Origin of the sequence: Streptococcus pseudopneumoniae IS7493, assembly GCF_000221985.1 — a bacterium.
In the GTDB taxonomy this organism is placed as follows: domain Bacteria; phylum Bacillota; class Bacilli; order Lactobacillales; family Streptococcaceae; genus Streptococcus; species Streptococcus pseudopneumoniae.
The window spans coordinates 1,817,205-1,843,304 of record NC_015875.1 but is presented as its reverse complement, the minus strand read 5'-3'; the positions used below and the strand labels follow the sequence as shown (position 1 = coordinate 1,843,304).

The following is a 26,100-nucleotide window of genomic DNA, read 5'->3' as shown; positions in this document are numbered from 1 at the left end:
CTCGAAAAGTTACAAATTTCTGTAACTTTTTTTGATTTCCTACGAATAGATAAGTAGGAGGAAAAAATATGTATAATAAAGTTATCATGATTGGACGTTTAACGTCTACACCAGAATTGCACAAAACCAACAATGACAAGTCAGTAGCGCGAGCGACTATTGCAGTCAACCGTCGTTACAAAGACCAAAACGGGGAACGTGAAGCTGATTTTGTTAATATGGTTCTATGGGGCAGACTAGCAGAAACCTTGGCAAGCTATGCAACCAAAGGTAGTCTTATTTCTGTGGATGGAGAATTGCGTACCCGTCGCTTTGAGAAAAATGGTCAAATGAACTATGTGACTGAAGTACTTGTTACTGGATTCCAACTCTTGGAAAGTCGTGCTCAACGTGCCATGCGTGAAAATAATGCAGGTCAAGACTTGGCAGACCTAGTCTTGGAAGAGGAAGAATTGCCATTTTAAGAATTAAAAAGTCTGAGTTGGTCTCAGGCTTTTTATCTTGAGAAAGTCAGACTTTTTTCTTGACTATTTCTGACCAAGTGATACAATAGAATTATGAATTAGCACTCAAGTTCAAAGAGTGCTAATAATATCTATCTCATTATGGAGGAAATCAGATGTTGAAACCATTAGGGGACCGTGTGGTCTTAAAAATAGAAGAAAAAGAACAAACCGTTGGGGGCTTTGTCCTTGCAGGCTCAGCCCAAGAAAAAACCAAAACAGCTCAAGTTGTGGCTACTGGACAAGGTGTTCGTACCTTGAACGGTGACTTGGTTGCTCCAAGTGTTAAAACTGGAGATCGTGTCTTAGTTGAAGCCCACGCAGGTCTTGATGTCAAAGATGGAGATGAAAAGTACATCATCGTAGGCGAAGCTAACATTTTGGCAATCATTGAGGAATAGAAGGAGAAAGTAAGTATGTCAAAAGAAATTAAATTTTCATCAGATGCCCGTTCAGCCATGGTTCGTGGTGTCGATATTCTTGCAGACACTGTTAAAGTAACCTTGGGACCAAAAGGTCGCAATGTCGTTCTTGAAAAGTCATTCGGTTCACCCTTGATTACCAATGACGGTGTGACCATTGCCAAAGAAATCGAATTGGAAGACCATTTTGAAAATATGGGTGCTAAGTTAGTATCAGAAGTAGCTTCTAAAACCAATGATATCGCAGGTGACGGAACTACGACTGCAACAGTCTTGACCCAAGCTATCGTCCGTGAAGGAATCAAAAACGTCACAGCAGGTGCAAATCCAATCGGTATTCGTCGTGGGATTGAAACAGCAGTTGCCGCAGCAGTTGAAGCTTTGAAAAACAACGCCATCCCTGTTGCCAATAAAGAAGCTATCGCTCAAGTTGCAGCCGTATCTTCTCGTTCTGAAAAAGTTGGTGAGTACATCTCTGAAGCAATGGAAAAAGTTGGCAAAGACGGTGTCATCACCATCGAAGAGTCACGTGGTATGGAAACAGAGCTTGAAGTCGTAGAAGGAATGCAGTTTGACCGTGGTTACCTTTCACAGTACATGGTGACAGATAGCGAAAAAATGGTGGCTGACCTTGAAAATCCGTACATTTTGATTACAGACAAGAAAATTTCCAATATCCAAGAAATCTTGCCACTTTTGGAAAGCATTCTCCAAAGCAATCGTCCACTCTTGATTATTGCGGATGATGTGGATGGTGAGGCTCTTCCAACTCTTGTTTTGAACAAGATTCGTGGAACCTTCAACGTAGTAGCAGTCAAGGCACCTGGTTTTGGTGACCGTCGCAAAGCCATGCTTGAAGATATCGCCATCTTAACAGGCGGAACAGTTATCACAGAAGACCTTGGTCTTGAGTTGAAAGATGCGACAATTGAAGCTCTTGGTCAAGCAGCGAGAGTGACCGTGGACAAAGATAGCACGGTTATTGTAGAAGGTGCAGGAAATCCTGAAGCGATTTCTCACCGTGTTGCGGTTATCAAGTCTCAAATCGAAACTACAACTTCTGAATTTGACCGTGAAAAATTGCAAGAACGCTTGGCCAAATTGTCAGGTGGTGTAGCGGTTATTAAGGTCGGAGCCGCAACTGAAACTGAGTTGAAAGAAATGAAACTCCGCATTGAAGATGCCCTCAACGCTACTCGTGCAGCTGTTGAAGAAGGTATTGTTGCAGGTGGTGGAACAGCTCTTGCCAATGTGATTCCAGCTGTTGCTACCTTGGAATTGACAGGAGATGAAGCAACAGGACGTAATATTGTTCTCCGTGCTTTGGAAGAACCTGTTCGTCAAATTGCTCACAATGCAGGATTTGAAGGCTCTATCGTTATCGATCGTTTGAAAAATGCTGAGCTTGGTATAGGATTCAACGCAGCAACTGGCGAGTGGGTTAACATGATTGAAGAGGGAATCATCGACCCAGTTAAAGTGAGCCGTTCAGCTCTTCAAAATGCAGCATCTGTAGCCAGCTTGATTTTGACTACGGAAGCAGTTGTAGCCAATAAACCAGAACCAGTAGCTCCGGCTCCGACAATGGATCCAAGCATGATGGGCGGCATGATGTAAGCTTTCTATAGAAAACAACTTATAAAAAACACAAAAGGAGGGAATGCCTACCCCTCCTTTTTATGCTATTCACTTCTAAATTGATTTGAGCTCTCCTAATTTATATGATAAAATAATACTGTACTAAACAAAAATAAGGCTTTCCAAACATTGGAAGCCGTCATTAATAAGCTTCAAGAAGTTATTCAAGGACTGGAAAAAAGCGTTTTAAAGTCCACTGTCAGCAGACAATGGACAAGGTTGCTTTTTGAAAATGATTGAGTATAAGACTAGAAAAAGGAGAATAACATGATCGATGTAGAAGAAATTCTGAGCAAGATGAACCCCAATCAGAAGATTAATTATGACCGTGTCATGCAGAAGATGGTACAAGTATGAGAGAAAAATGAGCATCGGCCAACCATTCTCATGCATGTTTGCTGCGCCCCTTGCAGTACCTATACCCTAGAATATTTGACCAAGTATGCAGATGTGACCATCTATTTTACAAATTCTAATATCCATCCTAAGGCAGAATACCATAAGCGTGCCTATGTTACTAAGAAATTTGTCAGTGATTTCAATGAGAGGACAGGAGATGTGGTTCAGTACCTAGAGGCTCCCTATGAACCAAATGAATAACGTAAGTTAGTCAGAGGACTGGAAGAAGAGCCTGAAGGTGGCGACCGTTGCAAGGTTTGTTTTGACTACCGACTGGATAAAACAGCGCAAGTGGCTATGGACTTGGGCTTTGACTACTTTGGTTCAGCCTTGACCATCAGTCCTCATAAGAATTCTCAAACCATCAATAGCATCGGAATCGATGTGCAAAAAATTTACACGACCCACTATCTTCCCAACGATTTCAAGAAAAATCAAGGCTACAAACGTTCAGTAGAGATGTGTGAGGAGTATGACATCTATCGTCAATATTATTGTGGCTGCGTCTATGCAGCCCAAGCCCAGAATATTGACCTGGTTCAAGTTAAGAAGGACGCCACAGCATGCTTGTTGGATAAGGATGTTGAGAAAGACTATTCTCATATCAAATTTATAGTAGATTGAAACTAGAATAGTACACCTTTACTTCTAAAACATTGTTAGAAATCGATTTGACTGTCCTTATTTCATTTTACTATACTATTACGAAATTAGATATATAAATGAAAACTTGCCTCAAGGTAGTTTTTTTTGCTAGTAGAAAAGCGATAGACAGAAATTGTTGGACTCTTAAAAAAATGAAGTTTTGCTCAAAAGAGCTTCTTAAATTAAAACGAGCAATTATCAGTTCAAATCTGTTTCAAAAGAAGAACGGATAAATTAATCGATGCTTTGTTTTTGAGTTAGGAAGTTAAGCATGCCAAACTGAGTCGTAGGAATAAATTTCTTTATAGAAATGTGTTACAACTCTGCTATAACGGAATATTCCTTTTTTGCATTTATACAACTTATTTAACACTATCTTTATTCTTGTGATATAATGTCAAATTATAGAGTGGAGGTCGTTTAAAATGATTGATAAAGTAATTGAACAATATAAAAGTCATGATAATCTTGATATTCGAGTAGAATTGCATAAGAAGTATTCAAAAAATAAATTGGGATTTAATAATTGGATATTTTCTAACTACCAAATCACTGATGAAGTAAAGGTTCTAGAATTAGGATGTGGTACAGGAGAACTGTGGAAAAGCAATAGTGATTCTATAGATAAAATGAAGCAGTTGATTGTTACAGATTTTTCTAAAGATATGGTAAAATCAACGAAGTCAGTGATTGGAAATAGAGACAATGTCAACTATGAGATAATGGATATTCAAAAGATTTCTTTTGAGAATGAAACGTTTGATATTGTTATTGCTAATATGCTTCTACATCATGTGAATGATATTCCTAGAGCGCTATCTGAGGTGAATAGAGTCTTAAAAACAGGAGGTGTTTTTTACTGTGCTACATTTGGTGAAAATGGAGTTGTAGATTATTTGGCAAATTTATTTAAAGATGAGGTTAATCAAGATTTAGAAAATAAAACGTTTACTTTACAAAATGGTAAAAGGTACCTGAGTAGGTGTTTTAACTCTGTCGATACATTACTCTATGATGATGAGTTACAGGTAACTAGTATAGATGACCTAGTTAAATACATCCAATCGTTTAAAGGAATTTCAGAAATAGGTTCACTAGAAGAGGAAATAATACGTAAAAGATTGGAAACTGAGTTTAATAATGGTATGTTGATCATTCCTAAAGAATATGGTATGTTTATCGCTCGAAAAGAAAGTTAAGGGAATGAAAGTGTGAAAAATTACGGAGAAGCTTTTCGATATTTTAGAAAATTAAACGGATATTCTTTAGAGTATGCTGCAGCTGATTCTATATCAAAATCTCAACTTTCTAGATTTGAAAGGGGAGAAAATGAAATTTCTCTTTCAACGTTTTTTGAATTATTATCAAATATCAATGTTTCGATAGAGAATTTTTGTAATTACCTAGAACATTATAAAAGATCGGAGCTTGATGATTTTTTGGTTAATTTATCTCCGAATTTTTATAGTTTGAATACTAAAGGATTGGAGGAAATAAAAAATGAGCAACAAAAACTTTTTGAGAAGAGTGGGGAAAAAACTTATAAAATAAATACAATTATGGTCCAGGGATTATTAAATCAGATAGATTGTAATCATGTAGTTAGTAGAGATGATCTAAATTTAGTATATGACTATTTATTCCAAAAGGAACGATGGGAGTCCTATGAGATAACGCTGATTGGTAATTTATATCATCTTTTTGAAATAGATTATATTTACATGGTCGGAAAAGAAATACTAGAGCGTACACATTATTACGAAAAAATCGGTAAGAATAGAAATTTAGTTGTGTCAGCTTGTTTAAATTTTTGGTTCTGTTGCCTTGAAAATTCACATCTAATATATGCAGACTACTTTGAAATGAAATTAAAAAAATTATTAAAAGATGACACAAAAGTTTTTGAAAAATCTACATTCAAATTTGTAAAAGGATATAAAATATATCTGACTGAATCTAAAGAATCTGGAATTAAACAAATGAACGATGTCATAAAATATTTTGAGTTTATTGAATCTAAAAGTATTGCTTTATATTTTCAAAAACGATTAAATGAGCTGGTAGATTAAATACCATTTTCTCTGTCGAGATATTGTTTTTAAAATGTTGTACCAAGTGATTGATGCTATGTGGAAATAAAAAAATACGAAGTTGACCTGTATTTTTTATACTAATCATCTTCGTATTTTTTGTATTAAACGATATAAGTTTGTTGTAAACTTACAAGGAACAGAGACATTAAAAAATAACAGTATATCTATTTGTTTTATATATTTTACGAATTCTGCATAAATCTCTTTCTAGTAAGGTGTTGTAACTCTGCTATAATGGATTTATTCCTTTTTGTTTTTACACAATTTATTTTATACTACCAAAAAAACAAGGTCAGGATTTTGTTCCTGACCTTTGACAACTTTACCGATTCTTTAGTTCTACATAGCGCTTGTACCAAATGTTTACATAGGCTTCTGAGAAAGGACCACGTCCATTGTTAATCCAATCAACAAGAATTTTGACATGTTCTTTTAAAATATAGTCCAAATCATCAGAATAATTCATTTTGCGTTTGTGACGCTCGTACTCTTCAACGTCCAAGAGACGTTTTTCCCCATCTGTAAAAATTTTAACATCCAAATCGTAATCAATATACTTCAGTGCTTCTTCATCCAGATAGTAGGGGCTAGCCATATTGCAATAGTAAGAAGTTCCATTATCACGAATCATGGCAATGATATTAAACCAATATTTCTTGTGAAAGTAAACAATAGCCGGTTCTCGAGTGACCCAACGACGACCATCACTTTCGGTAACAAGTGTATGATCGTTGACACCAATAATGGCGTTTTCTGTTGTTTTTAGTACCATGGTGTCCCGCCAAGTTCGGTGGAGACTCCCATCATGCTTATAACTTTGAATTGTAATAAAGTCGCCTTCTTTTGGAAGCTTCATAACTAACCAACTTTCTACAATTTATAAGTTTATCATTTACTATTGTACCATAAAATTACCTAAAATCTGTGAATTTCACTTGGAAATATTAAAGATATTCTCTAAGAGCGCTTGCTATATCCGAAAAATCGTAGCCCTTTCGTGCTAAAACTTGAGTTAAACGCTGCTTCAGTTCGTATCCTTCATACTTTCGAGCATACTTAGTATATTGCTTATCAAGTTCCTTGAAGATGAGTTCTTGAGTCGTTTCTTGGTCAATTTGGCTATCTAAGTCGTCAAAGGCAATTTTAGCATCAGAATAAGAGAAGCCCTTGTTAGTCAAGTTCTGGATAATCTTATCTTGCAGGGCACGAGCTGGAAGTTTTCCCTCATATTTTTTCAATAGTTTATTAGCTACACGTTGAGCAACTTCAGAAAAATCAAATTCTTTCAAGTTCTCTTCTATAGTAGATTTTGAAATCCCTTTTTGAGCTAGTTTCTGAGTCAGCACATAAGGACCCTTGTCTCCTGAAAGTTGATTGGCATTGATGCTAGCATAAGCGTATTGGCTATCATTAATCCAATTATCTTCTTTGAGATTATCAATGACTTGAGAAACGATGTTTTCATCAATATCGTATTTTTTCAGATATTCTCTGACCTCTTTTTCAGTGCGTGCTTTAAAGGATAAATGGTAGAGGGCCAGATTCTTACCATAAGAAAATTGAGCAAAGTCCTGAATCTCTTTCAATTCCTCTTCACTTATAACCTTATCTCTCGATAACATAAAACGAACAATTGTGTCTTCGGTGATATAGCATTTGTCGCCATTATCAAGCTCCATCAGATAGAGTCTTTTTTTCTTTTCAAGTTTTGTGATTTTCATAATTTCCTTTCATCTAAATGCTTCGAAAGCTGCAACAAGTCGGAGTTTATCCATATCTACATATTCTCTACCGTAATAGTCGAGAAATAATTCAGCATACGTAGCATCTTGTAGGTTGTAATGAAGGGACCAAATTGCCCAAAAGAGGTCAATATGTCGGTCACTAAAACCAGCCAATCCCAAGTCAATAAAGCAAGAAAAATGCGAGGCATCCTTCAAGATGAAATTTGGCAGGCAGGCATCTCCATGAATAAAAGCATCAGCTTTGAGAAGGTGACCTTTCTCTTGTATCAGTTGGTAAGCTTCTTCACGACTGTGAATATGAAATTGAGGCAGAAGAGTCTTGTTATAAAAAGTCCCCTCCTGATAGTTTTTTAAGGCTTCTTCTTTATAACGCTTCAGATGATTTTCCGACGGAAAAGATTGTGGTTTAAGACTGTGAAGTTTGTTTAATGCTTGTGCCAGGGTTTGACAGAGTTTTTCGGGTTGATTTAAAAAATCGAGAGCGTTTCTGCCAATGGCTTCTTTGGTCAGAAGGAAGTCCTTTTTTGCTGATAAATAGGTAATCACTGGGTTTCCCAATCCTTCAGTTTCGAACCAAGTTGCAATCTTAGCTTCTTGAGCTAATCTACCTTTTTGATCTATTTTTAAATAGTAACCTGAATCTATATATAGGACAGTTGCACTTGAATGAGAAGAACTATCAGAGAGATTAGCTCCCTTGATATAGCTTCGTAATTGTTCAGGGAAATCTAGTATACTAAAGCGAGGTGTTTTTGAATTCATGCTTTTATTGTAACATATTCTTAAATATCTTAGAAACTCCATGGTATAATAGACCTATGAATCTAAAAATAAAACAAAAAATACCATTAAAAATCAAGCGTATGGGAATTAATGGTGAGGGAATTGGCTTTTATCAAAAAACATTAGTCTTTGTACCTGGAGCTCTCAAAGGAGAAGATATCTACTGTCAGATTACTTCTATTAAACGCAACTTTGTTGAAGCGAAATTATTAAAGGTCAACAAGAAGTCTAAATTCCGCGTTGTGCCAGCTTGTACTATTTATAATGAGTGCGGAGGCTGCCAAATCATGCACCTGCATTATGATAAGCAGCTGGAGTTCAAGACGGACTTGCTTCATCAAGCGCTGAAAAAATTTGCTCCTGCAGGATATGAAAATTATGAAATTCGTCCAACTATTGGAATGCAGGAACCAAAATATTACAGAGCTAAGTTACAATTTCAGACTCGAAAATTTAAAAATCAGGTCAAGGCGGGCTTATATGCACAAAACTCTCACTATTTAGTAGAGTTGAAAGACTGCCTGGTACAAGATAAGGAAACCCAAGTGATTGCTAATCGCTTAGCAGAATTACTTACTTATCACCAGATTCCAATCACGGATGAGAGAAAAGTTCTAGGTGTCCGTACTATTATGGTCCGACGCGCGAGAAAGACCGGACAGGTTCAGATTATTATTGTTACAAACCGCCAGCTTAATTTAACCCAATTGGTAAAAGAGTTGGTTAAAGATTTCCCAGAAGTTGTGACAGTAGCTGTTAATACAAATACAGCTAAAACCAGTGAGATATATGGTGAAAAGACAGAGATTATCTGGGGGCAAGAGAGTATTCAAGAAGGTGTACTCGATTATGAATTTTCACTATCCCCTCGAGCTTTCTATCAACTAAATCCTGAACAAACAGAAGTCCTTTATAGCGAGGCAGTAAAAGCGCTGGATGTTAGTAAAGAAGACCATTTGATTGACGCTTATTGTGGAGTTGGAACAATTGGTTTTGCCTTTGCAAAGAAAGTAAAAACACTCAGAGGTATGGATATTATTCCAGAAGCTATTGAAGATGCCAAGCGAAATGCTAAAAGAATGGGATTTGACAATACTCATTATGAAGCTGGAACGGCAGAAGAGATTATTCCTCGTTGGTACAAGGAAGGCTACCGAGCAGATGCTTTGATTGTTGACCCACCACGTACAGGTCTGGATGATAAGTTATTAGATACTATTCTTACTTATGTACCAGAAAAAATGGTCTATATTTCTTGTAATGTTTCGACCTTGGCTCGTGATTTGGTACGCTTAGTAGAAGTCTATGATCTTCATTATATCCAGTCGGTCGATATGTTCCCACATACAGCTCGAACGGAAGCAGTTGTAAAATTAATTAAAAAATTTTAAAAAAGTAGTGTCAATCGAAAGTGATGATGCCCCAAAAAATGGTGAGATTGAGGGCAATTATTTTGCTTTCATTAGCCTCACAGCTCCAAGCCTCTTATCAAATGAAATGCTTGTCTTAGACTCCTTACTTTCTCTCTCCTAAATGTAAGGGATAGAGTGATTTCCTTTAAGGAACAGCTTCCCATTTAGCGAGAAATAGATTATACTTGTAGCTGAGGAGAATGAAGCTCCTCACTAGTAAACTCTTCATAATCCTTTTTATTTTTCTGAAGATATTGTTTGAAAGATGTGAGTTTCCACGGATGGGTTTGTGGAGGGATTTCATGGCGGTGTAGCTCAGCTGGCTAGAGCGTCCGGTTCATACCCGGGAGGTCGGGGGTTCGATTCCCTTCGCCGCTATAATGATCTTGTCGGACCTTTAGCTCAGCTGGTTAGAGCTCTCGGCTCATAACCGAGTGGTCGTAGGTTCAAGTCCTACAAGGTCCATTTGAATATTGGAGGATTACCCAAGTCCGGCTGAAGGGAACGGTCTTGAAAACCGTCAGGCGTGTAAAAGCGTGCGTGGGTTCGAATCCCACATCCTCCTTTTATATTAACGCGGGATGGAGCAGCTCGGTAGCTCGTCGGGCTCATAACCCGAAGGTCGTAGGTTCAAATCCTGCTCCCGCAATAAGGCTCGGTAGCTCAGTTGGTAGAGCAATGGATTGAAGCTCCATGTGTCGGCGGTTCGATTCCGTCTCGCGCCATTTTATTGATAGTATTTATGCGGGTGTAGTTTAGTGGTAAAACTACAGCCTTCCAAGCTGTTGTCGCGAGTTCGATTCTCGTCACCCGCTTTGAACTTTGTTCAAATTACCAAGTTTTTTAACTTGGGCGCGTAGCTCAGGTGGTTAGAGCGCACGCCTGATAAGCGTGAGGTCGGTGGTTCGAGTCCACTCGTGCCCATTAATTGGAGAATTACTCAAGAGGCTGAAGAGGACGGTTTGCTAAATCGTTAGGTCGGGTAACTGGCGCAAGGGTTCGAATCCCTTATTCTCCGTTTTAATGAGAGTTTGTAACTCTCTTTTTCATTTGGCTCTTTGTCAACTGTAGTGGGTTGAAGTCAGCTAAGCTCGAGAAAGGACAAATTTCGTCCTTTCTTTTTTGATGTTCAGAGCGATAAAAATCCGTTTTTTGAAGTTTTCAGGCTCTTTGTCAACTGTAGTGGGTTGAAGAAAAGCTAAAATCTTTATATATTGTCGATTTTATGGTTGTTCTAATTTATTATTACTTCCAACTCTTGAGAGAAATTTCTCCGCTATTGAGCCAGATTTCTTTTCCGTTATCACATTGCACCAAAAGTTTTCCACTTTCAGAGATGTCTTTAGCAAGTCCCTTGTAGTCTTTTTGATCTAGTGTGAAAGTAACTTCTTTTCCAAGAACGAATGACTGTTTTTTGTATAGGTATAATAGCTCTTCTGCTGGTGTTTCGAAGAAAGTACGCCAGATTTCTATGATCAATTCATTCCTTGTTATAGGAGCTGTAGCTTTAAATAAGCTGGCAGCTTTTTCTTTTAATTCCTGAGGGAAGTCTTTAATAGTGAAATTGATACCTACTCCAATAATGATATCTGTGACTAAGCCAGTTTCTACAGAGGTCATTGCTTCAGTGAGAATTCCTCCAATTTTATGATTGTTTAGGTAGATATCATTGACCCATTTTATGTCGACATCTATTAAAGTTAGGTTCTTAATGGCTTTGTAGACAGCTCCAGCTACAAGTAGTGTGTAGGACGGTAATTTGTCATAGGGAAGATTTGGTTTAAGATGGAGGGTCATATAAATGCCACCTTGAGGAGAGTAGAAGGAGCGTTGAAAACGGCCACGCCCTGCTATTTGATAGGAAGCTAGATAGAGGGTGTTTGCTTCATAGCCTAAATCAATTGCTTCTTTTGCATCTAGTTGTGTTGATTTTGTTTCGGGTTTAAAACTGATTTTAATTGGAAGATTTTCTTCTAGAATCTCTGGAAGAATAAGGTCACCATTCATCAGTTTATATCCTCTATTTTTGATACTATCAATTTCAATCCCTTCTTGTTCTAGTCGCTTGATAGCTTTCCAAATTGATGTTCGGCTTAGGGATAGTTTTTCTGCGATTTTTTCTCCGCTGATATAGTCGGTTTCTTTAGATAGGATTTGGTAGACAGCTTGGTAGGATTTCATAATGTTGCCTTTCTCACTAGTTGGTATTGAGAGTATTCTTTTCTTGTATGACTTGGAGTCTGATTAAAGTATTGTTTATAAGCTTTCGAAAAATGTAGTGGATCTGAAAAACCTACCGAGTATGCAATTACCTTGATGGATTCTTGGGTATTTTCGAGAAGTTGTTTAGCTCGGTGCATTCGAACGTAGAGTAGGTATTCTTTGGGTGATAAGGTATTAAATTCTTTGAATACGCTTGATAAGTAGCTTCTGTGAACGGATAGTTCTTTTGTTAAATCTTGAATTGTAAGTGATTGAGGATAGTGGCTATCAATTAATCGTTTGCATTCAAGATAGAGTTGGTAGGTTGATGAAATATTCTTTTTTCTGATTGGGAGCAATAGTTCCCAGATGAAACATCAGTTCATGGAGTTGTCCCATGATATGGAGTTGAGCTAATTCATTGGATTTTGTAATCTGAGCGAAGCGAACAATGTCTGAGATGAGTTTTGCAGTAGTCTGGGTATGACAAGTTTCAGATTGGATGAGATAGGATTGATCAGAAATTTGAGAAAGGGCAAAAAAAATCAGGAGCTTTCCCTCCAGTGATTCCTAACCAGTAGTAGGCCCAAGGTTCTTTACTATCTGCTTGATATAGTCATTTAGTTTTAAAAAGCTTCTACCAAATGGGACATTTTCACGTTCGATTTACTAAAGACATTCTCACATTCGAATTACATTCCATCCCTGATAGCGTAAAACAAACTAGTCAGGGTGACTAGTTTGTGGTATAATGAAAGGGACTCAAAAAGAAACAGGAGAAAAATGATGGATTTACTTTTAGCAATTGTATTGATTGTGCTAGCTTTTTTAGGAGGAGCTATTGGAGGAATGTACTTGGTTCGTAAGCAAATCGAAAAGGAATTTGCTGACAACCCACGTTTGAATGCTGAAGCAGTTCGTACTCTTTTGAGTGCAAATGGTCAAAAACCAAGCGAGGCTAAGGTACAACAAGTTTACCACCAAATCATCCGCCAACAAAAGGCAGCCCTTGCTAACAATAAAAAGAAAAAATAAATAAGGAAAAGTCTGGGATGAAAGTTCCAGACTTCTCACTATGTTGGCTATGGTTTAGGGGTGAGACTTTTTCCTTGCATTCTATTGATATTTGATTATGATTAAGAGAGATAGTTGTTGATTAGGCTATCATTCTGTTCATAAGGATCAATAATCATAATGAACTATCAATCAGAAAAAAGACTAGAAAGAAGACTGTATGGATAATCGACCAATTGGTTTTTTGGATTCGGGTGTCGGGGGCTTGACCGTTGTGAGCGAGCTCATGCGCCAACTTCCCCATGAAGAAATCGTCTATATTGGAGATTCGGCACGGGCGCCCTATGGTCCCCGTCCTGCTGAGCAAATTCGGGAATATACTTGGCAGTTGGTCAACTTTCTTTTGACCAAGGATGTCAAAATGATTGTCATTGCTTGTAATACTGCGACTGCGGTCGTCTGGGAAGAAATCAAGGCTCAACTAGATATTCCCGTCCTAGGTGTGATTTTGCCAGGAGCTTCAGCAGCCATCAAGTCCAGCCAAGATGGGAAAATCGGAGTGATTGGAACGCCCATGACGGTACAATCAGACATCTACCGTCAGAAAATCCATGATCTGGCTCCAGACTTACAGGTGGAGAGTTTGGCCTGTCCCAAGTTTGCCCCTTTAGTGGAGTCAGGTGCCCTGTCAACCAGTGTTACCAAGAAAGTGGTCTATGAAACCCTGCGTCCCTTGGTTGGAAAGGTGGATAGCCTGATTTTGGGCTGTACCCATTATCCGCTCCTCAGACCCATTATTCAAAATGTCATGGGGCCAAAGGTTCAGCTCATCGATAGTGGGGCAGAGTGCGTACGGGACATCTCAGTCTTACTTAATTATTTTGAAATCAATCGTGGTCGCGATGCTGGACCACTCCATCACCGTTTTTACACAACAGCCAGTAGCCAAAGTTTTGCACAAATTGGTGAAGAATGGCTGGAAAAAGAGATTCATGTGGAGCATGTAGAATTATGACAAATAAAATTTATGAATATAAGGATGACCAGGACTGGTATGTTGGGTCTTATAGTATTTTTGGTGGCGTTAACAGTTTGAGCGACTATAAGACAGATTTTCCTCTGTTTGAATTCTCCAAAATATTTGGAGATGAAGAGTATGGTTTCCCGCTTTCAGTTACTGTTTTACGCTATGGTTCTACCTACCGTTTGTTCTCCTTTGTGGTAGACATGCTTAATCAAGAAATGGGACGAAACTTGGAAGTTATTCAACGTCATGGGGCCCTGCTCTTGGTTGAAAATGGGCAACTCTTGTATGTAGAATTGCCTAAAGAAGGGGTCAATGTTCAAGATTTTTTTGAGACAAACAAGGTCAGAGAAACCTTATTGATTGCGACTCGTAACGAGGGCAAGACCAAGGAATTCCGAGCTATCTTTGACAAGCTAGGCTACGATGTGGAAAATCTCAATGACTACCCTGACTTGCCTGAAGTAGCTGAAACAGGCATGACCTTTGAAGAAAATGCCCGCCTCAAGGCAGAAACCATTTCTCAATTAACGGGCAAGATGGTTTTGGCAGATGACTCAGGTCTCAAAGTCGATGTCCTTGGTGGCTTGCCAGGTGTCTGGTCAGCTCGTTTCGCAGGAATGGGAGCTACTGACCGTGAAAACAATGCCAAGCTCTTGCACGAATTGGCCATGGTCTTTGAACTCAAGGACCGCTCGGCTCAATTCCATACAACCCTAGTCGTAGCCAGTCCCAACAAGGAAAGCTTGGTTGTTGAAGCAGACTGGTCAGGCTATATTAACTTTGAACCCAAGGGTGAAAATGGCTTTGGTTACGATCCTCTCTTCCTTGTAGGAGAGACAGGCAAGTCCTCAGCTGAATTAACCCTCGAAGAAAAAAATAGTCAATCTCACCGTGCCTTAGCCGTTAAGAAACTTTTGGAGGTATTTCCATCATGGCAAAGCAAACCATCATTGTAATGAGCGATTCTCATGGCGATAGCTTGATTGTGGAAGAAATCCGTGATCGCTATGTGGGCAAAGTTGATGCCGTTTTTCATAACGGCGATTCTGAACTGCGTCCTGATTCTCCCCTTTGGGAAGGCATCCGTGTTGTTAAAGGGAATATGGACTTCTATGCAGGTTACCCAGAACGTTTGGTGACTGAGCTTGGTTCGACCAAGATTATCCAAACCCATGGTCACTTGTTTGACATCAATTTCAACTTTCAAAAGTTGGACTACTGGGCTCAGGAAGAAGAGGCCGATATCTGCCTCTATGGTCACTTGCATGTGCCAAGTGCTTGGATGGAAGGCAAGACCCTCTTTCTAAATCCAGGTTCCATCAGTCAACCACGTGGAACCATCAGAGAATGTCTCTATGCTCGTGTGGAGATTGATGATAGTTACTTCAAAGTGGACTTTTTGACACGAAACCATGAGGTGTATCCAGGCTTGTCCAAGGAGTTTAGCCGATGATTGCCAAGGAGTTTGAGACTTTCTTGTTGGGGCAGGAGGAAACTTTTTTGACTCCTGCTGAAAATCTAGCCGTGTTGATTGATACCCACAATGCGGATCATGCGACCCTCTTGCTCAGTCAGATGACCTATACCCGTGTTCCTGTTGTGACAGATGAAAAACAGTTTGTTGGGACGATTGGGCTCAGAGATATTATGGCTTATCAGATGGAGCATGACTTGAGCCAAGAAATCATGGCGGATACGGATATCGTTCATATGACCCAAACGGACGTAGCGGTTGTTTCGCCTGATTTCACCATTACGGAGGTCTTGCACAAGCTGGTAGATGAGTCCTTCTTGCCGGTTGTGGATGCGTCTGGTATTTTCCAAGGGATTATCACGCGCAAGTCTATCCTCAAAGCAGTCAATGCCCTCTTGCATGACTTTAGTAAGGAATATGAGATTCGATGCAAATGAGAGATAGGATTTCAGCCTTTTTAGAAGAAAAGCAGGGCTTATCTGCCAATTCCAAGCAGTCCTATAAGTATGATTTGGAGCAATTTTTAGACATAGTAGGCGAGCGGGTTTCTGATACTAGTCTCAAGATTTACCAAGCCCAGCTAGCCAATCTAAAAATCAGCGCTCAGAAGCGAAAGATTTCGGCCTGTAATCAATTTCTCTACTTTCTCTATCAAAAAGGAGAAGTGGACAGCTTTTACCGTTTGGAATTAGCTAAACAAGCTGAAAAGAAGACCGAGAAGTCAGAACTGTTAGACCTAGACTCTTTTTGGCAGGAAAGCGACTATCCAGAGGGCCGCTTACTGGCTCTCCTAATCTTGGAAATAGGGCTCTTGCCCAGTGAGATTTTAGCTCTAAAGGTTGCGGATATCAATCTGGATTTTCAGGTGTTGCGAATCAAGAAGGATTCCCAACAGAGGATTGTCACCATTCCCACAACCTTGCTTTCAGAGTTGGAACCCTTGATGGGCCAGACCTATCTTTTTGAAAGGGCAGGGAAAGCCTATTCTCGTCAGTGGGCCTTTCGTCAGCTAGAAGCTTTTGTCAAGGAGAAAGGTTTTCCAGCACTATCAGCCCAAGCCTTGCGGGAACAGTTCATTCTACGACAAATTGAAAACAAGGTCGATTTGTACGAAATTGCAAAAAAATTAGGATTAAAAACAGTCCTGACCTTAGAAAAGTATAGATAATGGATATTAAATTAAAGGATTTTGAAGGGCCCCTGGACTTGCTCTTGCACCTGGTTTCTAAGTATCAGATGGATATCTACGATGTGCCCATTACGGAAGTCATTGAACAGTATCTAGCCTATGTCTCAACTCTGCAGGCCATGCGTCTGGAAGTGACGGGCGAGTACATGGTCATGGCCAGCCAGCTCATGCTGATTAAGAGTCGTAAACTCCTTCCAAAGGTAGCGGAAGTGACAGATTTGGAAGATGACCTAGAGCAGGATCTTCTCTCTCAAATCGAAGAATACCGCAAGTTCAAGCTTTTGGGGGAGCACTTGGAAGCCAAGCACCAAGAACGGGCCCAGCACTATTCCAAAGCGCCGACAGAGTTGATTTACGAAGATGCGGAGCTTGTGCATGACAAGACGACCATTGACCTCTTTTTGGCTTTTTCAAATATCCTAGCCAAGAAAAAAGAGGAGTTTGCACAAAATCACACGACTATCTTGCGGGATGAGTATAAGATTGAGGACATGATGATTATTGTGAAAGAATCCTTGATTGGACGAGATCAATTGCGCTTGCAGGATTTGTTCAAGGAAGCCCAGAATGTCCAAGAGGTCATCACCCTCTTTTTGGCAACCCTAGAGTTAATCAAAACCCAGGAGCTGATCCTCGTGCAAGAGGAGAGTTTCGGAGATATCTATCTCATGGAAAAGAAGGAAGAAAGTCAAGTGCCTCAAAGCTAGACTTGATAGAGAGGAAAGATGAGTACTTTAGCAAAAATAGAAGCGCTCTTGTTTGTAGCGGGTGAAGATGGGATTCGGGTCCGCCAGTTAGCTGAACTCCTCTCTCTGCCACCGACAGGCATCCAGCAGAGTTTAGGAAAATTAGCCCAGAAGTATGAAAAGGACCCAGATTCCAGTTTGGCTTTGATTGAGACAAGTGGTGCTTATAGATTGGTGACCAAGCCTCAATTTGCAGAGATTTTGAAGGAATACTCTAAGGCGCCTATCAACCAGAGCTTGTCTCGGGCTGCCCTTGAGACCTTGTCCATTATTGCCTACAAACAGCCGATTACGCGGATAGAAATTGATGCCATCCGTGGGGTTAACTCGAGTGGAGCCTTGGCAAAGTTGCAAGCTTTTGACCTGATAAAGGAAGACGGGAAAAAGGAAGTATTGGGGCGCCCCAACCTCTATGTGACTACGGATTATTTCCTAGATTACATGGGGATAAACCATTTAGAAGAATTACCAGTGATTGATGAGCTTGAGATTCAAGCCCAAGAAAGCCAATTATTTGGTGAAAGGATAGAAGAAGATGAGAATCAATAAGTATATTGCCCACGCAGGTGTGGCCAGTAGGAGAAAAGCAGAAGAGCTGATCAAGCAAGGTTTGGTGACGGTTAACGGCCAAGTGGTGCGTGAACTAGCAACCACTATCAAGTCAGGCGACAAGGTCGAAGTTGAAGGTCAACCTATCTACAACGAAGAAAAGGTCTATTATCTGCTTAACAAACCACGCGGTGTGATTTCCAGTGTAACAGATGACAAGGGTCGCAAGACGGTTGTCGACCTCTTGCCCAATGTCAAAGAGCGCATTTACCCTGTGGGTCGTTTGGACTGGGATACATCAGGTGTCTTGATTTTGACCAATGATGGGGACTTTACAGACGAGATGATTCACCCTCGTAATGAGATTGACAAGGTTTATGTCGCGCGTGTTAAAGGTGTGGCCAATAAGGACAATCTCCGCCCCTTGACCCGTGGTCTTGAGATTGATGGTAAGAAAACCAAGCCAGCTGTTTATGAAATTCTCAAAGTGGACCCAGTCAAAAATCGCTCTGTGGTGCAGTTGACCATCCATGAAGGGCGTAACCATCAGGTTAAAAAGATGTTTGAAGCTGTTGGTCTCCAAGTAGACAAGTTGTCTCGGACTCGTTTCGGACACCTAGACTTGACAGGACTCCGTCCAGGAGAATCCCGTCGTCTTAACAAAAAAGAAATCAGCCAACTACACACCATGGCTGTAAGCAAGAAATAATGAAACGAATTTTAATAGCGCCTGTGCGCTTTTACCAACGTTTTATCTCGCCAGCCTTTCCACCCTCTTGTCGCTTTGAGCCGACTTGTTCCAACTACATGATTCAGGCTATTGAAAAACATGGCTTCAAGGGTGTCTTGATGGGCTTGACTCGGATTTTACGTTGTCATCACTGGTCGAAAACAGGTAAGGACCCCGTCCCAGATCACTTTTCCCTTAAACGGAATCAAGAAGAAAAATAAGAGGCTGGGCAAACAGATTTCAAAATGATAAAAACGCATCCTATCAGGTTTTCATGAACTACTTGATAGGATGTGTTTTATCATGTCAAAATTTTACTTAAATTGAGTTTAAATCAGCTTATTTCAAGGCTTTTTGTGTGTCTTCAATCATGAGTTTTGTTGATTCAAGACCGCCTCCACTTAGATACCAGAGGTCTGGTGTTAGTTGGATAATCTTACCATTTTTAGCGGCAGGTGTTTCAGCGATAAGGGCATTTTCTAGGACACCGTCGTTGCTAGAGTTATCCCCACCGATGGCAAGGGTACGGTTGATGACAAAGAGAATGTCAGGGTTGATTTCTTTGACACTTTCAAAGCTGACTTCTTGTCCGTGGCGAGAATCTTCAAATTGAGTATCAGTTGGCTTGAATTTCAAGGTTTGATACAAGAAAGAAAAACGAGATTGAGCACCAAAGGCTGCCATTTTTCCTTCATTAAGGAGGATGGCAAGGGCTTTTTTGTCAGAGCTTTCATTTTTAGTAGCGACTTCTTGAATGCTCTTGTCTAGCTTGACTAATTCTTCCTTGGATTTCTGTGCACCAGTTTCGCCGAAGGCGCTTGCTAAGGATTCGATATTAACCTTGGTAGAAGTCCAGTAGTCGTCCTTGCTTGCTTGGAAGAGAACTGTTGGGGCGATTTCTTTGAATTTGTCTACGAATTTTTGTGTACGTAGGGAAGCAATAATCAAATCAGGCTCAAGGGCGGCGATAGCTTCTAAATCAGGTTCTCTCATAGAACCAACATTTTTAACTTTTCCAGCTAGGTCTTTGAGATAGGTTGGTACTGTTTTTGTAGGCATTCCAACGATATTTTTTTCAAATCCTAGAGCACGAATAGTATCCGCAGCGCCGAGGTCAAAGGTCACAATCTTTTCAGGAACTTTGGAAAGTTTGACTTCGTCTAGTGAACTTTTAATGGTTATCTCTGTTGGAGCAGAGTTGCTTGTTTCCGACTGACTAGTGCTTGAGTTTGTATTTGTACTGCATGCACCAAGTAGAAGCAAGAAGCTGGCCGCTAGGGCAGTGAGATAAAGTTTAAGGGATGTTTTCATAATTTCTCCTTTTTAAAATGTGATAACGATTTAGGGAGTCTCTAGGTTTTATTGACTAAGAGACTGAAAGTTCTCTAACTTGAGCTTCTATGTTACTAGCTATAGATACAAATCTTTTTGCCATTGATATCAGCTAGCGTGATAGGAATCTCATATAGTTGACTGAGCAGGTCAGCCTGCATGATTTGATCGGTTCTTCCCTTGCTAAAGACTTGACCGTCCTTGAAGGCGACAATTTCATCCGCATACTGGCTGGCCATGTTGATATCGTGGAGAACGATGATAATGGTCTTTCCGAGTTCCTCCACCAGTCGCTTGAGAATCTGCATCATGTTGACGCTTTGCTTGATATCGAGATTGTTGAGTGGTTCGTCCAGCAAGATAAAGTTTGTATCCTGGGCCAGTACCATAGCGATAAAGACCCGCTGGAGCTGGCCTCCAGACAGGCTATCTATGTAGCGGTCTTTTAAGTTGGTCAGTTCCAGATAGTCCAGAGTTTCTCGGATTTTTCCCCAATCTTCTGGTCTCAGTCGACCTCGGCTGTAGGGAAAACGTCCAAAACTGACCAGTTCTTCAACAGTCAATTTGGCTTGGTAATTGATTTTCTGCTTTAGGATGGTGAGTTCTTGAGCCAGTTCTTGCGAATTCCAGCTCTCGATTTCACGGCCTTTGATACTGAGAATTCCCTGATCTTTCTTGGTCAGTCTGCTCATGATGGAGAGGAGAGTCGATTTTCCAGCACCGTTTGGACCAATGAAGGCTGTCAGTTTCTGAGGACTGACTTCAAGGGAAATACCTTGCAGAATATCCTGTTTTTGAATGGATTTGTCAATGTTTTCCAGTTTCACCGACGAGCCCTCCTGTAAAGTAAGATAAAGAATAAAAAGCCACCCACACTCTCGATGATCATACTGATGCGAATTTCCAGAGCAAATACTCGTTCAATTAGGGCTTGTCCCAAAGTCAAACTGATAAATCCGATCAGAATGGCCACGATAAAGAGTAACTTGTGCCGATAGTCATTGACAATTAGGTAGGTGAGGTTGGCTAGCATAAAACCGAAGAAGGCCATGGGCCCTACCAAGGCAGTGGCCGTTGAGGTCAAAAGTACGATGCCCCAGAGGAGCTCTTTCTGTTCTTTTTCAACATCGAGTCCCAATATCTGAGCTGTTTCTCTTTGTAGGTGCAAGACATCCAGAATGACTGCTTTTCGAAAGAAAAAGATTGTCAAAGCAAGGATAATCAGAGAACCAATGGCTAGGATGGAAGTGTTGAGATGTTGAAAGGAGGCAAAGAGACTATTCTGCAGTTTATCGTATTCGTTTGGATCCATCAGGACCTGAAGGAAGGTACTGATATTTCGAAAGAGACTTCCGAGGGCTAGACAGATCAACAGAATGAAGACAAGGTCTTGCTTCATCAGTGTCTTCAAGTAGCCTTGCAAGGCGAGAAAGAAGAGGGATTGAAGTAGAAGTAAGACTAGGAATTCTAAAATGGGAGACTTCCCGAGTTGAAGAAACTTACTTTCAAAAACCAGTAGTAGGGTTTGTAGTAGGACGTAGAAGGATTCGATTCCTAAAATACTAGGCGTCAGGAATCGATTTTCCGTCAGGGTTTGAAAACTAATGGTCGAAATCCCAGTCGCGATGGCTACCAAGAGATAAACGATGATCTTTTGGGAACGCAACTTCCAAGTAAAGGCTGACAAGTGAGTGATGGGCCAAAAGTAGAGAAGACAAGCTCCGATGGCAAGAATAATGAGAATCCAGAAGAGCTTGGTATGTTTGCTTTTAGTCTGCATCTTTTCGTCCCCCTCTCCAGAGAAGTAGGATAAAGACGAGGCTACCAATGATTCCTAGCAAGAGACTGACAGACAACTCATAGGGTCTGATCAGAACTCGGGATAGGATATCGCAAGCCAGAACTAGATTGGCACCAACCAGTGCGACCATGAGTTTGGTTTGACTCAGATTATCTCCATAACGCTTGCGAATAAGATTGGGAACAATAACTCCAAGAAATGGTAAGGCACCCACGGTAATCATGGTGACGCTTGTCGTTAATGCAATCAGAAAGAGAGCTAGTTTTTCAAGTAGGGAGTAAGAAATCCCCAAACTTTCACTGGTTTCTTTTCCTAGATTCATGATGGTAAAAGTTTGGGATAATTTCCAAACGGCTATCAGGATAATGAGGCCTAAGAAGAGCCACTCATACTGATGGGTCTGAATCATGGAGAAGGATCCTTGGGTCCAAGCAGTCATACTCTGAACCAGATTGAAACGATAGGCGATAACTTCTGTGACTGAGTCGATAATCCCACTATAGATGATTCCAATCAGAGGCAACATCCACCTTTCCTTTACAGTAAAAATGGTCATAAAGGCTAGGAAGAAGAGGGTAAATATGATGGATGAAACAAAAGCGAAGAGCATCTTTTGGGTTAGACTCGCAGACGGAAAGATAAAGAGGCTCAATACCATTCCCAGTTTGGCGGCTTCAGTGGTTCCAACTGTACTCGGAGCAGCAAACTGATTTTGAGTGATGGTCTGCATGAGAAGGCCTGCCATACTCATACTAGAGGCCGCAAGGAGAATACTGATGGTTCTTGGAAGACGGGACTCCTGAAATAGTAGCCAGGTCTGCTGGTCGAAAGCAAAGAGTTTTCCCCATGAAAAATCACTGGTTCCAATGCTAATAGAGAGAAAGACTAGGAGCAGAAGTAAGCCAATTAAATAATGAGAAAGTTTCATACCCCGTCCTTTCATGTAGATTTGGTATCGAAAGATACCTGCGGATATTACTGTAACATGTTTTTTCTAATCTGTCAATAAAATTTCTGACAATTTAATGTAAAAAAGAAAGAAAAATTCCTGAAAGAATATCTGTCTCTCTTTTTTATAGGAAAACTGAGTAAGAAACTATCCACCTTCCCACTATCCTTCTCCTCTAAAAAGTGGTAAAATGGATGAAAGAAAGAAGGAACTGAAATGACAACATTATTTTCAAAAATCAAAGAAGTAACAGAACTTGCTGCTATCTCAGGTCATGAAGCACCTGTCCGTGCTTATCTTCGTGAAAAGTTGACACCGCACGTGGATGAAGTGGTGACAGATGGCTTGGGTGGTATTTTCGGAATTAAACATTCAGAAGCTGCAGATGCACCGCGCGTCTTGGTCGCTTCTCACATGGATGAAGTTGGTTTTATGGTCAGCGAAATCAAGCCAGATGGTACCTTCCGTGTGGTAGAAATCGGTGGTTGGAATCCTATGGTGGTTAGCAGCCAACGTTTCAAACTCTTGACTCGTGACGGTCGTGAAATTCCTGTGATTTCGGGTTCTGTCCCTCCACATTTGACTCGTGGAAAGGGTGGACCAACTATGCCAGCTATTGCAGATATCGTCTTTGATGGCGGTTTTGCGGACAAGGCTGAGGCAGAAAGTTTTGGCATCCGTCCTGGAGACACCATCGTACCAGATAGCTCTGCAATCTTGACAGCCAATGAAAAAAATATCATCTCAAAAGCTTGGGACAATCGCTACGGTGTTCTTATGGTTAGCGAGTTGGCGGAAGCTCTTTCAGGCCAAAAACTCGGAAATGAACTCTATCTGGGTTCTAACGTCCAAGAAGAAGTTGGTCTTCGTGGTGCTCATACTTCCACAACTAAGTTTGACCCAGAAGTTTTCCTAGCAGTTGACTGCTCACCTGCTGGTGATGTTTATGGTGGTCAAGGCAAGATTGGAGATGGAACCTTGATTCGTTTCTACGACCCAGGTCACTTGCTTCTCCCAGGTATGAAAGATTTCCTTTTGACAACGGCTGAAGAAGCGGGTATCAAGTACCAATACTACTGTGGTAAAGGCGGAACAGACGCTGGCGCAGCTCATCTGAAAAATGGTGGTGTCCCATCTACAACAATCGGTGTTTGCGCTCGTTATATCCATTCTCATCAAACCCTCTACGCTATGGATGACTTCTTAGAAGCGCAAGCTTTCTTGCAAGCCTTGGTGAAAAAATTGGATCGTTCAACGGTTGATTTGATTAAAAATTATTAAACCATAAGGGAGGTGGTAGGGATGGTAGAACCAAACCTAGAAAGCCTTATAAAAGATCTTTACAATCATGCTCGACATGATTTGAGTGAAGATTTAGTTGCTGCTCTCCTAGAGACTGCTAAAAAACTGTCTACTACAAATGAGCAATTGCTGGCAGTCCGTCTCTCAGGACTGGTCAATCGTGAATTGCTCAAGAATCCCAAACATCCGGCACCTGAGTTGCTCAACTTGGCTCGCTTTATTAAAAGAGAAGAATCCAAGTACAGAGGAACTGCGGCTTCTGCCCTTATGTACGGGGAGTTCTTTAAAATGCTTTGATTCCATTGCGGATCAAAGCATTTTTTGGTACGACGGGCATGTCGTGCATCTGAGGTGTAAGTCCTCGGTGGGCACCTGCTACCGGTGAACCCAATAGCGATTCCCAAGCCTGACTATCGTGAGGTAGCGGATTAAAACGGTCTGGAGATAGACCGTTTTAAGTCTGACACTGGAAATAAGAATCGTCAGAGGAAGGGATAGCGAAATCGTGGCTCTACGAACAGGAAGGTGATAGTAAGGCGTATATAGCGGATAAGGGGGCCAGAAACTCTAAAGTCCAAAAAGGTAGTCGTAACCTATATGCGTAAATCACGAGAGTAATTGAATTCGGACTAAGGTTTGTGTGAAAAAGATAAATCTTTCTAGAGTCTAAAGACTCTGCGTCAGATTTCCTATTTTCACTCTAACCTTTTAACGTCCTCATATCTTGTATAAACGAGGAAAGATGTAGGACTTATCCCGTGAGATCTCATGAGCGCTGAAAGCGTAGTAACAAGGAATCATGAGAAGTCAGCCGAGACCATAGTAGTGATGAAACTTCTGTAATGGAAGTGGAACGAAGTGAGGAATCGTCAAACGGTAGGGGATAGGCTGTTTGAAGTGTGCTATGAGAAAGATAGGGTAAGGTGAAATTAATACTCTTCGAAAATCTCTTCAAACCACGTCAGCTTCATCCGTAACCTCAAAGCAGTGCTTTGAGCTGACTTCGTCAGTTCTATCTACAACCTCAAAACACTGTTTTGAGCAGCCTGCGGCTAGCTTCCTAGTTTGCTCTTTGATTTTCATTGAGTATAAATACGAACAAATTGATTGGGAAATTCAAATTGCTTTCTATCAATGTTTTAGAAGATACAGTGCCCTAGTCCAACTTCAATATACTATAGAAGAACAGATGGAAGCAATTATGATTTACTTCTATCTTTAAAATAAATGGTCTGATAGGAAAAACGTGTCTCCTAATAAAATATAGGATAGTACGGATGGAAGGCTTTTGTAGACTGGAGGACGAAGGAGTTTAGAAACTCTCGTTAAAAGTTAGTTGAACCGGAGTATGGTGATGTAAATCATTATCAAAAATTATTTCTAAATCGAAATAGTTGACAGTTGAAAGGACAAGTGTTACAATTATTCTATTCATTTCGATATCGAAATAATTGGAGGTGTTATGAAAGATAGTCATTTGCTAGCCCATCATATTCGTTTGTTGAATGGGCGGATTTTTCAGAAGTTACTGAGCCAAGATCCTGAGGCTCTTTATAGGGGTGAACAGGGTAAGATTTTAGCGGTTTTATGGAATAGTAAAACTGGCTGCGCAACTGCGACAGATATCGCGCTTGCGACTGGGCTTGCGAATAATACGCTGACGACTATGATAAAAAAGCTAGAGGAACAAAAGCTTGTAATTGTTAGTCCGTGTGGAAAAGACAAGCGTAAGAAGTATTTAGTTTTAACGGAGTTAGGCAAGTCCCAGAAAGAAGTGGGGCATCGTGTTAGTCAGAAATTGGATACGATCTTTTACAAAGGATTTTCAGAGGAAGAAATTCGGCAATTTGAAGCCTTTCAAGAAAGAATTTTGGCGAATCTGAAAGAGAAGGCAAAAGAGGATTAAAATAGATCAAATTAGCTGTTTATAAGTAAAGGCCATTTTTGACTTTATTTTCCAACTCTTAGGACAAGGAAATTATGTGGTTAGCTATGGTCAGACTCAGATTGATGGCCTTGCTTATGCCCAGTACAATATCTTCCGTTTAGAAAATGGAAAAATTGTGGAGCATTGGGACAATAAGGAAGTCATGCCTAAGGTAGAAGACATGACCAATCGAGGAAAGTTTTAAAATGAGGACAAAG

28 protein-coding genes, 8 tRNA genes and 4 pseudogenes are annotated in these 26,100 nt (G+C 40.4%); 30 read left to right on the top strand and 10 right to left on the bottom strand.

Features of this window, described 5'->3' with window-relative positions; translation table 11 throughout:
• Positions 1 to 68 precede the first annotated feature (68 nt).
• From SPPN_RS09575 to SPPN_RS12365, 7 genes and pseudogenes are all read left to right on the top strand, one after another.
• On the top strand, positions 69 to 464 hold the full coding sequence (locus SPPN_RS09575; RefSeq protein WP_000282467.1) for a single-stranded DNA-binding protein: 396 nt from the start codon (positions 69 to 71) through the stop codon (positions 462 to 464).
• 155 nt (positions 465 to 619) lie between these two features.
• On the top strand, positions 620 to 904 hold the full coding sequence (gene groES / locus SPPN_RS09570; RefSeq protein WP_000917330.1) for a co-chaperone GroES: 285 nt from the start codon (positions 620 to 622) through the stop codon (positions 902 to 904).
• Positions 905 to 919: 15 nt separating this feature from the next.
• Positions 920 to 2,542, top strand: a complete 1,623-nt coding sequence (gene groL, locus SPPN_RS09565; protein WP_000031576.1) for a chaperonin GroEL — start codon at positions 920 to 922, stop codon at positions 2,540 to 2,542.
• A gap of 129 nt (positions 2,543 to 2,671) precedes the next feature.
• Positions 2,672 to 2,803, top strand: a pseudogene (locus SPPN_RS13010) (IS630 family transposase); the annotation flags it as partial.
• A gap of 27 nt (positions 2,804 to 2,830) precedes the next feature.
• Positions 2,831 to 3,586 (top strand): annotated as a pseudogene (locus SPPN_RS09560) (epoxyqueuosine reductase QueH).
• A 446-nt stretch (positions 3,587 to 4,032) separates the two neighbouring features.
• Complete coding sequence (locus tag SPPN_RS09555; RefSeq protein WP_000566045.1) at positions 4,033 to 4,806, top strand: class I SAM-dependent methyltransferase; 774 nt, start codon at positions 4,033 to 4,035, stop codon at positions 4,804 to 4,806.
• A gap of 12 nt (positions 4,807 to 4,818) precedes the next feature.
• Positions 4,819 to 5,676 (top strand): Rgg/GadR/MutR family transcriptional regulator, encoded by an 858-nt coding sequence (locus SPPN_RS12365; protein WP_000800706.1) that lies wholly within the window; start codon positions 4,819 to 4,821, stop codon positions 5,674 to 5,676.
• Positions 5,677 to 6,022: 346 nt separating this feature from the next.
• On the opposite strand, the gene ntdP is transcribed toward SPPN_RS12365, so the two are convergent.
• The 3 genes from ntdP to SPPN_RS09530 all read right to left on the bottom strand — a co-directional run bounded on the left by ntdP (position 6,023) and on the right by SPPN_RS09530 (position 8,207).
• A complete protein-coding gene (gene ntdP, locus SPPN_RS09540) occupies positions 6,023 to 6,556 on the bottom strand; it encodes a nucleoside tri-diphosphate phosphatase (protein ID WP_000775321.1) in 534 nt (177 codons plus the stop codon).
• An 88-nt stretch (positions 6,557 to 6,644) separates the two neighbouring features.
• Positions 6,645 to 7,421, bottom strand: coding sequence for a recombination regulator RecX (recX, locus tag SPPN_RS09535; protein ID WP_000705092.1), 777 nt, complete (start codon positions 7,419 to 7,421; stop codon positions 6,645 to 6,647).
• Between the two features lie 9 nt (positions 7,422 to 7,430).
• Positions 7,431 to 8,207 (bottom strand): aminoglycoside 3'-phosphotransferase, encoded by a 777-nt coding sequence (locus SPPN_RS09530; protein WP_001086339.1) that lies wholly within the window; start codon positions 8,205 to 8,207, stop codon positions 7,431 to 7,433.
• 56 nt (positions 8,208 to 8,263) lie between these two features.
• On the opposite strand from SPPN_RS09530, the gene rlmD reads away from it, so the two are divergent.
• The 9 genes from rlmD (at position 8,264) to SPPN_RS09485 (ending at position 10,658) form a co-directional block, all read left to right on the top strand.
• Positions 8,264 to 9,619 (top strand): 23S rRNA (uracil(1939)-C(5))-methyltransferase RlmD, encoded by a 1,356-nt coding sequence (gene rlmD, locus SPPN_RS09525; protein WP_001049497.1) that lies wholly within the window; start codon positions 8,264 to 8,266, stop codon positions 9,617 to 9,619.
• Positions 9,620 to 9,944: 325 nt separating this feature from the next.
• A tRNA-Met gene (locus SPPN_RS09520) sits at positions 9,945 to 10,018 on the top strand.
• Positions 10,019 to 10,031: 13 nt separating this feature from the next.
• A tRNA-Ile gene (locus SPPN_RS09515) sits at positions 10,032 to 10,105 on the top strand.
• Positions 10,106 to 10,115: 10 nt separating this feature from the next.
• Positions 10,116 to 10,205, top strand: a tRNA-Ser gene (locus SPPN_RS09510).
• Between the two features lie 10 nt (positions 10,206 to 10,215).
• Positions 10,216 to 10,289: transfer RNA gene (locus SPPN_RS09505), tRNA-Met, on the top strand.
• 3 nt (positions 10,290 to 10,292) lie between these two features.
• Positions 10,293 to 10,365, top strand: a tRNA-Phe gene (locus SPPN_RS09500).
• A gap of 19 nt (positions 10,366 to 10,384) precedes the next feature.
• A tRNA-Gly gene (locus SPPN_RS09495) sits at positions 10,385 to 10,455 on the top strand.
• A 35-nt stretch (positions 10,456 to 10,490) separates the two neighbouring features.
• Positions 10,491 to 10,564, top strand: a tRNA-Ile gene (locus tag SPPN_RS09490).
• Positions 10,565 to 10,570: 6 nt separating this feature from the next.
• Positions 10,571 to 10,658 (top strand) — tRNA-Ser (locus SPPN_RS09485).
• Between the two features lie 227 nt (positions 10,659 to 10,885).
• On the opposite strand, the gene birA is transcribed toward SPPN_RS09485, so the two are convergent.
• Positions 10,886 to 11,821, bottom strand: a complete 936-nt coding sequence (gene birA, locus SPPN_RS09480) for a bifunctional biotin--[acetyl-CoA-carboxylase] ligase/biotin operon repressor BirA (protein WP_000844510.1) — start codon at positions 11,819 to 11,821, stop codon at positions 10,886 to 10,888.
• A pseudogene (locus SPPN_RS09475) lies at positions 11,818 to 12,455 on the bottom strand (AraC family transcriptional regulator); the annotation flags it as partial. The pseudogene SPPN_RS09475 and the gene birA, both read right to left, overlap by 4 nt.
• A 173-nt stretch (positions 12,456 to 12,628) precedes the next feature.
• Here SPPN_RS09475 and SPPN_RS09470 point away from each other — a divergent pair.
• The 10 genes from SPPN_RS09470 (at position 12,629) to yidD (ending at position 18,792) form a co-directional block, all read left to right on the top strand.
• On the top strand, positions 12,629 to 12,877 hold the full coding sequence (locus tag SPPN_RS09470; protein ID WP_000364983.1) for a YneF family protein: 249 nt from the start codon (positions 12,629 to 12,631) through the stop codon (positions 12,875 to 12,877).
• Between the two features lie 199 nt (positions 12,878 to 13,076).
• Positions 13,077 to 13,871, top strand: a complete 795-nt coding sequence (gene racE, locus SPPN_RS09465) for a glutamate racemase (RefSeq protein ID WP_000370389.1) — start codon at positions 13,077 to 13,079, stop codon at positions 13,869 to 13,871.
• Positions 13,829 to 14,839 carry a nucleoside-triphosphate diphosphatase gene (locus SPPN_RS09460; RefSeq protein ID WP_420173453.1) on the top strand — a complete coding sequence of 337 codons (1,011 nt, stop codon included), beginning with the start codon at positions 13,829 to 13,831 and terminating at the stop codon, positions 14,837 to 14,839. The genes racE and SPPN_RS09460 overlap by 43 nt, the downstream gene beginning before the upstream one ends.
• Complete coding sequence (locus SPPN_RS09455; RefSeq protein ID WP_001118953.1) at positions 14,815 to 15,336, top strand: metallophosphoesterase; 522 nt, start codon at positions 14,815 to 14,817, stop codon at positions 15,334 to 15,336. The genes SPPN_RS09460 and SPPN_RS09455 overlap by 25 nt, the downstream gene beginning before the upstream one ends.
• Positions 15,333 to 15,794 (top strand): cyclic-di-AMP-binding protein CbpB, encoded by a 462-nt coding sequence (gene cbpB, locus SPPN_RS09450; protein WP_000560717.1) that lies wholly within the window; start codon positions 15,333 to 15,335, stop codon positions 15,792 to 15,794. The genes SPPN_RS09455 and cbpB overlap by 4 nt, the downstream gene beginning before the upstream one ends.
• The gene (xerD, locus tag SPPN_RS09445; protein WP_279586237.1) at positions 15,791 to 16,525 is read left to right on the top strand and encodes a site-specific tyrosine recombinase XerD; all 735 of its coding nucleotides are present in this window, start codon (positions 15,791 to 15,793) and stop codon (positions 16,523 to 16,525) included. Before cbpB ends, xerD begins: the two co-directional genes overlap by 4 nt.
• A complete protein-coding gene (locus SPPN_RS09440) occupies positions 16,525 to 17,253 on the top strand; it encodes a segregation/condensation protein A (protein ID WP_000351897.1) in 729 nt (242 codons plus the stop codon). Before xerD ends, SPPN_RS09440 begins: the two co-directional genes overlap by 1 nt.
• A gap of 18 nt (positions 17,254 to 17,271) precedes the next feature.
• Complete coding sequence (gene scpB / locus SPPN_RS09435; protein ID WP_000105310.1) at positions 17,272 to 17,841, top strand: SMC-Scp complex subunit ScpB; 570 nt, start codon at positions 17,272 to 17,274, stop codon at positions 17,839 to 17,841.
• On the top strand, positions 17,828 to 18,550 hold the full coding sequence (locus SPPN_RS09430; protein ID WP_001222227.1) for a pseudouridine synthase: 723 nt from the start codon (positions 17,828 to 17,830) through the stop codon (positions 18,548 to 18,550). The genes scpB and SPPN_RS09430 overlap by 14 nt, the downstream gene beginning before the upstream one ends.
• The gene (yidD, locus tag SPPN_RS09425) at positions 18,550 to 18,792 is read left to right on the top strand and encodes a membrane protein insertion efficiency factor YidD (RefSeq protein ID WP_000821633.1); all 243 of its coding nucleotides are present in this window, start codon (positions 18,550 to 18,552) and stop codon (positions 18,790 to 18,792) included. Before SPPN_RS09430 ends, yidD begins: the two co-directional genes overlap by 1 nt.
• A gap of 118 nt (positions 18,793 to 18,910) precedes the next feature.
• Here yidD and SPPN_RS09420 read toward each other — a convergent pair whose 3' ends face one another.
• The 4 genes from SPPN_RS09420 to SPPN_RS09405 form a co-directional block, all read right to left on the bottom strand.
• Entirely contained in the window at positions 18,911 to 19,882 is a 972-nt protein-coding gene (locus SPPN_RS09420) for a siderophore ABC transporter substrate-binding protein (RefSeq protein ID WP_000858273.1), read from the bottom strand.
• Positions 19,883 to 19,977: 95 nt separating this feature from the next.
• Positions 19,978 to 20,730 carry an iron ABC transporter ATP-binding protein gene (locus SPPN_RS09415; RefSeq protein WP_000764297.1) on the bottom strand — a complete coding sequence of 251 codons (753 nt, stop codon included), beginning with the start codon at positions 20,728 to 20,730 and terminating at the stop codon, positions 19,978 to 19,980.
• Positions 20,727 to 21,683, bottom strand: coding sequence for an iron chelate uptake ABC transporter family permease subunit (locus SPPN_RS09410; RefSeq protein WP_001193677.1), 957 nt, complete (start codon positions 21,681 to 21,683; stop codon positions 20,727 to 20,729). Before SPPN_RS09410 ends, SPPN_RS09415 begins: the two co-directional genes overlap by 4 nt.
• Positions 21,673 to 22,632: an ABC transporter permease gene (locus SPPN_RS09405; protein WP_000777228.1), complete on the bottom strand. Its 960-nt coding sequence runs from the start codon at positions 22,630 to 22,632 to the stop codon at positions 21,673 to 21,675. The genes SPPN_RS09410 and SPPN_RS09405 overlap by 11 nt, the downstream gene beginning before the upstream one ends.
• Before the next feature lie 237 nt (positions 22,633 to 22,869).
• Between SPPN_RS09405 and pepA the strand changes: the two genes are divergently transcribed.
• Together pepA and SPPN_RS09395 are read left to right on the top strand one after the other, a co-directional pair.
• Positions 22,870 to 23,934, top strand: a complete 1,065-nt coding sequence (gene pepA / locus SPPN_RS09400; RefSeq protein WP_000209170.1) for a glutamyl aminopeptidase — start codon at positions 22,870 to 22,872, stop codon at positions 23,932 to 23,934.
• A 21-nt stretch (positions 23,935 to 23,955) separates the two neighbouring features.
• Positions 23,956 to 24,252: a bacteriocin immunity family protein gene (locus SPPN_RS09395; protein ID WP_000230148.1), complete on the top strand. Its 297-nt coding sequence runs from the start codon at positions 23,956 to 23,958 to the stop codon at positions 24,250 to 24,252.
• 654 nt (positions 24,253 to 24,906) lie between these two features.
• Here SPPN_RS09395 and SPPN_RS14235 read toward each other — a convergent pair.
• Entirely contained in the window at positions 24,907 to 25,038 is a 132-nt protein-coding gene (locus SPPN_RS14235) for a hypothetical protein (protein ID WP_257390041.1), read from the bottom strand.
• A gap of 379 nt (positions 25,039 to 25,417) precedes the next feature.
• On the opposite strand from SPPN_RS14235, the gene SPPN_RS09390 reads away from it, so the two are divergent.
• Together SPPN_RS09390 and SPPN_RS12355 are read left to right on the top strand one after the other, a co-directional pair.
• Positions 25,418 to 25,861 (top strand): MarR family winged helix-turn-helix transcriptional regulator, encoded by a 444-nt coding sequence (locus SPPN_RS09390; protein ID WP_000655206.1) that lies wholly within the window; start codon positions 25,418 to 25,420, stop codon positions 25,859 to 25,861.
• Positions 25,862 to 25,898: 37 nt separating this feature from the next.
• Positions 25,899 to 26,087: pseudogene (locus SPPN_RS12355) on the top strand (nuclear transport factor 2 family protein); the annotation flags it as partial.
• Between the last annotated feature and the right edge of the window lie 13 nt (positions 26,088 to 26,100).